The following is a 6318-nucleotide window of genomic DNA, read 5'->3' as shown; positions in this document are numbered from 1 at the left end:
TGCGGGGCGACGTCCGGCGGCCAGGTCCTCGACCCACCCGAGGGCGAGCACGAACGCCGTCGTCAGGACCACCGACGTCCCGAGCAGCGCGCCCGGCGACGACCAGCCCACCCGCGCGTCGACGGGCGTGGCCAGGGCGATCGCGACCCCGTGCCACAGGACGATCGTCACCGCGCGGGCGCGCACCACGGTGAGCAGCCGGCCGAGGCCGGGCACCCGCTCGATCCAGGCCAGCCGCGGGGTCCAGCGCAGCAGGAGCAGCACCACGCCGAGCGAGACCAGGGCCTGGCCGAGGGGGATGTCGTCGAGGTCGGGCCCCTCGCCGGCGGCCGGGTGCCCCAGCGCCCAGGCCGTCCCGGCCGCGACCGACGCGGCGGCGAGCAGCACGGTCCACGCCGCGGGCAGGCGGCGCAGCCGGCCGTCCTGGTGCGCGAACCCGAGCATCCAGGCACCGGCGAGCACCGACGCGTCGACCATCCCGGTGGCCACGGCCCCGAAGGTGCCCACGGCGCCGCCGAGGACCGCGTCGACGACGACGATGGCCAGCGGCACCGCGATCGCGAACACCGGCCGACGTCGCCACCCGGCGAGCAGCAGCGGCGTGAGCAGCACCAGCCACAGGTACGTGCGGACGTAGCTGAGGACCCCGGTGGCGTCGGCCGCCCACGCGCTCCCCGGTGGGTCGAGCACCGGCAGCACCCAGAACAACCACTGCGCGGCCTCGGGCCGCGGATCCTCGCCGAACCCGTGCCAGAGCATCACGGGCACGACGACGAGGCCGAACACCCAGAACGGCGGCAGCAGGCGCCGGAGCCGGAGCCCGATGACGTCGATCGACTCCGCGTAGCGCAGCGAGGCCAGCACGTGGGAGCCGGCGAGCGCGAACACCACGCCGAACGCGGGGAAGTACGACAGCCACGCCCACCCCAGGGCGTGGTGGCCGACGAGGCGGACCAGGGCGATCGCCAGCAGCACGTCGAGCCAGCGGGACCGCTCCGGGGGTGCGTCCTCCCCGGGGTCGGGAGGCGGTCCGGTCGTGGTCGACGACGGGGCTCTACTGCCACTGGCTGCAAGCGTCGACGCTTCGCTTGCAGCGGGGGCGGGTGCAGCGGGGGCGGAGGCGACGACCGGCGGCGCCACCGGACCCGGCATCAGCGCCCGCAGCGCCCCGAGCCGTTGCATCCGCTGCCAGCGCACCCGGCCCCCAGTGACAGCCGAGAGCAGCGAGCGGACCAGCACCGCGTACATCAGCGGCCGGTAGAGCAGCTGCTGCACCGGGGCGACCCACAACGGGCCGGCCGGCTCGCCGTCGAGGCGGAAGGCGTACGCCGCGGCCGTCGTCTGGATCGCGAGCATGGAGAACCAGAGGACGAGCGTCGTCGCGGGGTCGGCGAAGAGCAGGCCGTAGACGAAGAAGACGTCGACGAGGGGCGCGGCCAGCGGGAAGAGCACCTGGAACACGCCGATGTGCCCGAGCCCGAGCCACCCGGTGCGCCGGGACGCACCACGCTCCCGCAGTGCCCGACGGTGCTTCCAGACCGCCTGCATCGTCCCGTAGGTCCACCGGTAGCGCTGCCGCCACAGCTGGGTCAGCGTCGTCGGCGCCTCGGTCCAGGCGATCGCCCGCTCCTCGTACACCACCCGCCAGCCCTCGCGGCCGAGCGCGATGGTGAGGTCGGTGTCCTCGGCGAGGGTGTCCAGCGACAGGCCCCCGACGTCGAGGACGGCCCGGCGGCGGAACGCGCCCGCGGCCCCGGGGATCGTCGTGATCGCGCCCAGCGTGTCCTGCACGCGGCGGTCGACGCCGAACCCGACGACGTACTCGATGTGCTGCAGACGCGGGATCAGGGCGGCGCGGTTCGCGACCTTGACGTTGCCCGCGACCGCCCCGATCGCCGGGTCCGCGAACGGCGCCACCAGCCGGGCCACGGTGTCGGGCTGGAAGACGGTGTCGCCGTCCATCATGATCACGAGGTCGTGCTGGGCTCGCGCGACGCCGGTGTTCAGCGCGATCGGCTTGCCGCTGTTGGGCTGGCGGATCACCCGGACCGCGGGCAGCGCCAGGGACTCGACGAGCTCCGCGGTGCCGTCGCTCGAGCCGTCGTCGACCACCAGGATCTCCAGCGGGTGGTCGTTCGCGAGGATCGAGCGCAGCGTGGCCTCGATGTTCTCGGTCTCGTTGAAGGCCGGGACGATCACCGAGACCGGGGCACGGACGTCGGGCCCCCACCGGAACGACGGGTCGCGACGACGCCGGGCGTGCCGCCGCGCCACGATCAGCGTGAGCAGCAGCCGCACGACGACCACGACGCCGACCGCGACGAGGAGGCCCTGCATCACCCGCACCGTGCCGGTGGCCAGGTCGACGGCCGTGACGAGGGCGCCGCCGACGGCCTTGTCCCTGGTCGGTGCGGCCGCGGCGGCGGTGGGGGCGCCGACGGCGTCGGTGGCGGTGGTGAACCGGTAGCCCTGCGCCTGCAGCGCGGGGATGAGGCGGTCGAGCGCGGCGACGGTCTGGGCGCGGTCCCCGCCGGCGTCGTGGAGCAGGACCGTGGCGCCCGCCCCGTCGCGCGGGGTGGCGTTGCGAACGATCGCGTCGACGCCCGGGCGCTGCCAGTCCTCGCCGTCGACGTCGGTGAAGACGTTGACGTAGCCGTCGCGCCCGGAGGCGAGGATCGCGGCGTAGGCGCGGTCGTCGATGGCGTCGACGGTGGACGAGAACGGCGGCCGGACGAGGTAGGTCGTCTCCCCCGTCGCGCCGGCGATCGCGAGCTGGGTCTCGCCGAGCTCGCGCTCCAGGCGCCAGGCCGGGGCCTCCGCGAGGTCGACGTGGGTGAAGGTGTGGATGCCGATCTCGCCGCCGGCGGCGCGGATCCGACGCAGCAGCTCGGGGTGGCGCACGGCGAGCGACCCGACGACGAAGAACGTCCCCGGCACCCGGTGCTTGGCGAGGACGGCGAGGACCTGGGGGGTCCAGGTCGGGTCCGGGCCGTCGTCGAAGGTCAGCGCGACCGTGCGGGGCGGGATCGCGAGCGACCGCGCGGGGTCGGTCCGGCCGTCGACGAACGTCCCGCCGTGCGCGACGTCGGGCGGGACGGCGGCGCTGTCGCCCTGGTCGTGGGGCACCGCGTCGTTGCCGATCGAGGCGTTGACCAGGCCGGTGACCGCGAGGACGGTCGCGACCAGCAGCGCGAGCACCGCGGAGACGATCCACGTGCCCCAGGAGCGCCGCGGGCGGGCGGCGTCGCGCCGTCGTGCCACGCTCACCCCTCGAGGTCGAGACCGCCGCGTAGGGCGATCGTGTCCTCAGTGTGACATCCGGATCGACCGTTCCGGACGCTGGTGGGCGTTCTGTGATCACCGTGCGTCAGGTCGTCGGGCGAATCGGCCCGCGGCGTCCGGTTGTCGGTCACCCGCTGGAGCGTCCAGGGGCCGTGCCGCGCAGCCGGGCGGGCATCGTCACAGGAACGAGCGAAGGGCCCCTCCGGTCGATCTGGTCGACCGAAGGGGCCCTTCGCTCAGTTCGTGCCCGGGGTCAGTAGGTCGGCAGCGAGGTGTCGATCTGCTGCGCCCAGCCGGTCACGCCGCCGCCCACGTGCACGGCGTTGGAGAAGCCGGCCTTCTGCAGGGCGGACAGCGCCTCCGCGGAACGGACGCCGGTCTTGCAGTAGAGGATCGTCTGGCGGTCCTGCGGGATCTCCGCGAACGCCTCGCCCGAGAGGATCTTGTCCTTCGGGATGAGCTTCGCGCCCGGGATGCGGACGATCTCCCACTCGTGGGGCTCACGGACGTCGATGAGCTCGAACTTGTCGCCCGCGTCCATCTTCTCCTTGAGCTCGGACGCGGTGATCGTGTGCCCGGCCGCCGCGGACTGGGCCTCGTCGGAGACGGTGCCGCAGAACGCGTCGTAGTCGATGAGCTCGGTGACCGGGGTGGCGTTCGGGTCCCGACGGATCTTGACCTGGCGGTACTCCATGTCCAGGGCGTCGTAGACCATGAGCCGGCCGAGCAGGGTGTCGCCGATGCCGCAGATCAGCTTGATGGCCTCGGTCACCATGATCGACCCGATCGACGCGCACAGCACGCCCAGCACGCCGCCCTCGGCGCACGACGGGACCATCCCCGGCGGCGGGGGCTCGGGGTAGAGGTGGCGGTAGTTGAGGCCCTGCCCGTTCGGGGCGTCCTCCCAGAAGACCGAGACCTGGCCCTCGAAGCGGAAGATCGAGCCCCAGACGTAGGGCTTGCCCAGCAGCACCGCGGCGTCGTTCACCAGGTAGCGCGTGGCGAAGTTGTCGGTGCCGTCGAGGATCAGGTCGTAGTCGCGGAAGATGTCCAGCGCGTTCGACGAGTCCAGCGGCGTCTCGTGCAGGTTCACGGTCACGAACGGGTTCGTCTCGGCGATCGACACCTTGGCCGACTGCGCCTTCGACTTCCCGATGTCCGACTGCCCGTGGATGACCTGGCGCTGCAGGTTGGACTCGTCGACCACGTCGAAGTCCACGACGCCGAGGGTTCCGACGCCGGCCGCGGCCAGGTACAGCAGCGCGGGGCTGCCGAGGCCGCCGGCGCCCACGCACAGCACCTTGGCGTTCTTCAGGCGCTTCTGACCCTCGACGCCGACGTCCGGGATGATGAGGTGCCGCGAGTAGCGGGCGACCTCCTCCTTCGTCAGCTCGGCGGCCGGTTCCACCAGGGGCGGCAGGGATGCCATCGCGTGCGTCTCCTTCGTCGACTGCTCGACCCGATTCAACCTCATGGCGGCGGGCGATGTTCCCGACGACGGGCGAGGGCCTCCGCTCAACGACCGGTCGGGAACGGCCAGGCGTTCGGCCGGCACACCTTCCCGTCGCGCGGGATCTCCCCGCCCTGCGGGCTCGAGTCGGTGAGCTGGGCGAGGTAGTCGTCGGAGACCCCGAAGCTCTGCTGCATCATCACCGGCGCCAGCGCGCCGTCCGCCCCGCACGGCACGTGCGGGTTGCGGAAGACGTGGCCCACCTCGTGGTTGATCGCGTACTGCCGGTACAGCCCGAGCTGCCCCTCGAAGGCCCCGGCCCCGCGGACCCAGCGTGCCCCGTTGATCAGCACCCGGCCGAGGTCGGACTGCCAGCACGAGGCCTCGTAGCGGATCTGGTACCCGCACCGCGCCCGCGTCGTGAGCTGGCTGGACAGGCTGACCCGGAAGTCGGGCGCCCGGCCCGCGGCCGCGGCGGCGTCGATCCGGCGCAGCGCGATCTGCCCCGACCCCGCCCAGCTGCGCGGGTCGCCGAGGGTGGCGTCGACGGCGGCGGCGAACGCCTGGTCGCCCTCGGCCAGGACCGCGCCGTCCTCGATCTCGACGGTGTAGGTGTACGGCCGTCCCTGTCCGACCAGCGGCGTCGTCCCCGGCACGACGCGCCACGTACCCCGGCCCGAGACCGGGAAGTCGCCGCCCGCCGGGAGCTCGGCCGTGGGGATCGTGGGGACGACCGTGTCCGCGAGATCCCCGCCGGACGGGGCCTCCCGGACGACCGGGCCCTCCGGCGCCGGGCGCACGTCGGCGGGCTCGTCGACCGGGTGCAGGGTGCGCGCGAGCACGAAGCCGGTGAGCACGAGCAGGACCACGGCCAGGCCGCCGAGGGCGAGCCGGTGGCGGGCACGGGCGGCGTCGGGACGCGACGGCGGACGGGGGTCGCGCTCGCCGAGGAGCGCCTCCCCGCGGTGCCGGCTGACGCGCCGCGTGCCGTCGCGCTGCGTCCCCGGGCGACGCGGTCCGCCCGATGCGCTCATCCGGGGAACGACACCTCGGACACGTCCGACTCCCGGTCGGCGGGGTCCCAGCGGCCGGCGGCGACGGCGTCGGCCATGCCGAGGATCGCGCGCGCCACCACGGCCGGGGTCTCCATCTGGGCCACGTGCCCGACGTCGGGCAGGCGCAGCAGCCGGGCCCGCGGCACCGTCGCGACCGTGCGGCGCGCCTTGCGCACCGAGATCAGCCGGTCCTGCTCGCCCCACACGACGAGCGTCGGGGTCGTGACGCGGGCGGCGGTCGCCCAGAGCGAGCCGGCGCCGCGCGCGAACCAGGTGCCCACGAGCCCGCCGAACGAGCGCTGCAGGGCCTCGGCGCCCCAGGGCAGGTGCAGCCGCTCGGCGGCCTCCGCGGCGGCCTGGGCGAAGGCGGCCTCGCTGACGCAGCCGGGGTCGGCGACGGCAAGATGGCGCTGGCCGCGATCCCGCTGGTCGGGGCGCGCACGCGGCGCGAGCTCGCCGCCGAGGACGCCGGCACGCGCCTGCGCCGCACCATGCGGCTCTGCTACGCCGACCCCGGCTGCGTCAGCGAGG

Annotated in this window: 4 protein-coding genes; all 4 read right to left on the bottom strand. The window is 74.3% G+C overall.

Translation table 11 applies throughout. The features are described from left to right. Positions 1-3261, bottom strand: a 3261-nt coding sequence (locus AC0CYZ_RS10625; protein WP_472215025.1) for a glycosyltransferase, incomplete at its 3' end; no start/stop codon positions are given. Positions 3262-3535: 274 nt separating this feature from the next. After that, on the bottom strand, positions 3536-4711 hold the full coding sequence (gene moeZ / locus AC0CYZ_RS10620; RefSeq protein WP_472215023.1) for an adenylyltransferase/sulfurtransferase MoeZ: 1176 nt from the start codon (positions 4709-4711) through the stop codon (positions 3536-3538). Between the two features lie 86 nt (positions 4712-4797). Further along, a complete protein-coding gene (locus tag AC0CYZ_RS10615) occupies positions 4798-5766 on the bottom strand; it encodes a DUF3152 domain-containing protein (RefSeq protein ID WP_472215021.1) in 969 nt (322 codons plus the stop codon). Beyond that, the coding region (locus AC0CYZ_RS10610) for an alpha/beta fold hydrolase (RefSeq protein ID WP_472215019.1) at positions 5763-6318 on the bottom strand (556 nt) is incomplete at its 5' end. The genes AC0CYZ_RS10615 and AC0CYZ_RS10610, both read right to left, overlap by 4 nt.

The organism is Actinomycetospora sp. (assembly GCF_055612215.1).
The sequence above is the reverse complement of the archived record's forward strand: the minus strand, read 5'-3'. Positions and strand labels throughout refer to the sequence as shown.

Coding starts and splice junctions, on each gene's coding strand:
- moeZ (WP_472215023.1), bottom strand. CDS start 4,711: ATGGCATCCCTGCCGCCCCTGGTGGAACCGGCCGCCGAGCTGACGAAG.
- AC0CYZ_RS10615 (WP_472215021.1), bottom strand. CDS start 5,766: ATGAGCGCATCGGGCGGACCGCGTCGCCCGGGGACGCAGCGCGACGGC.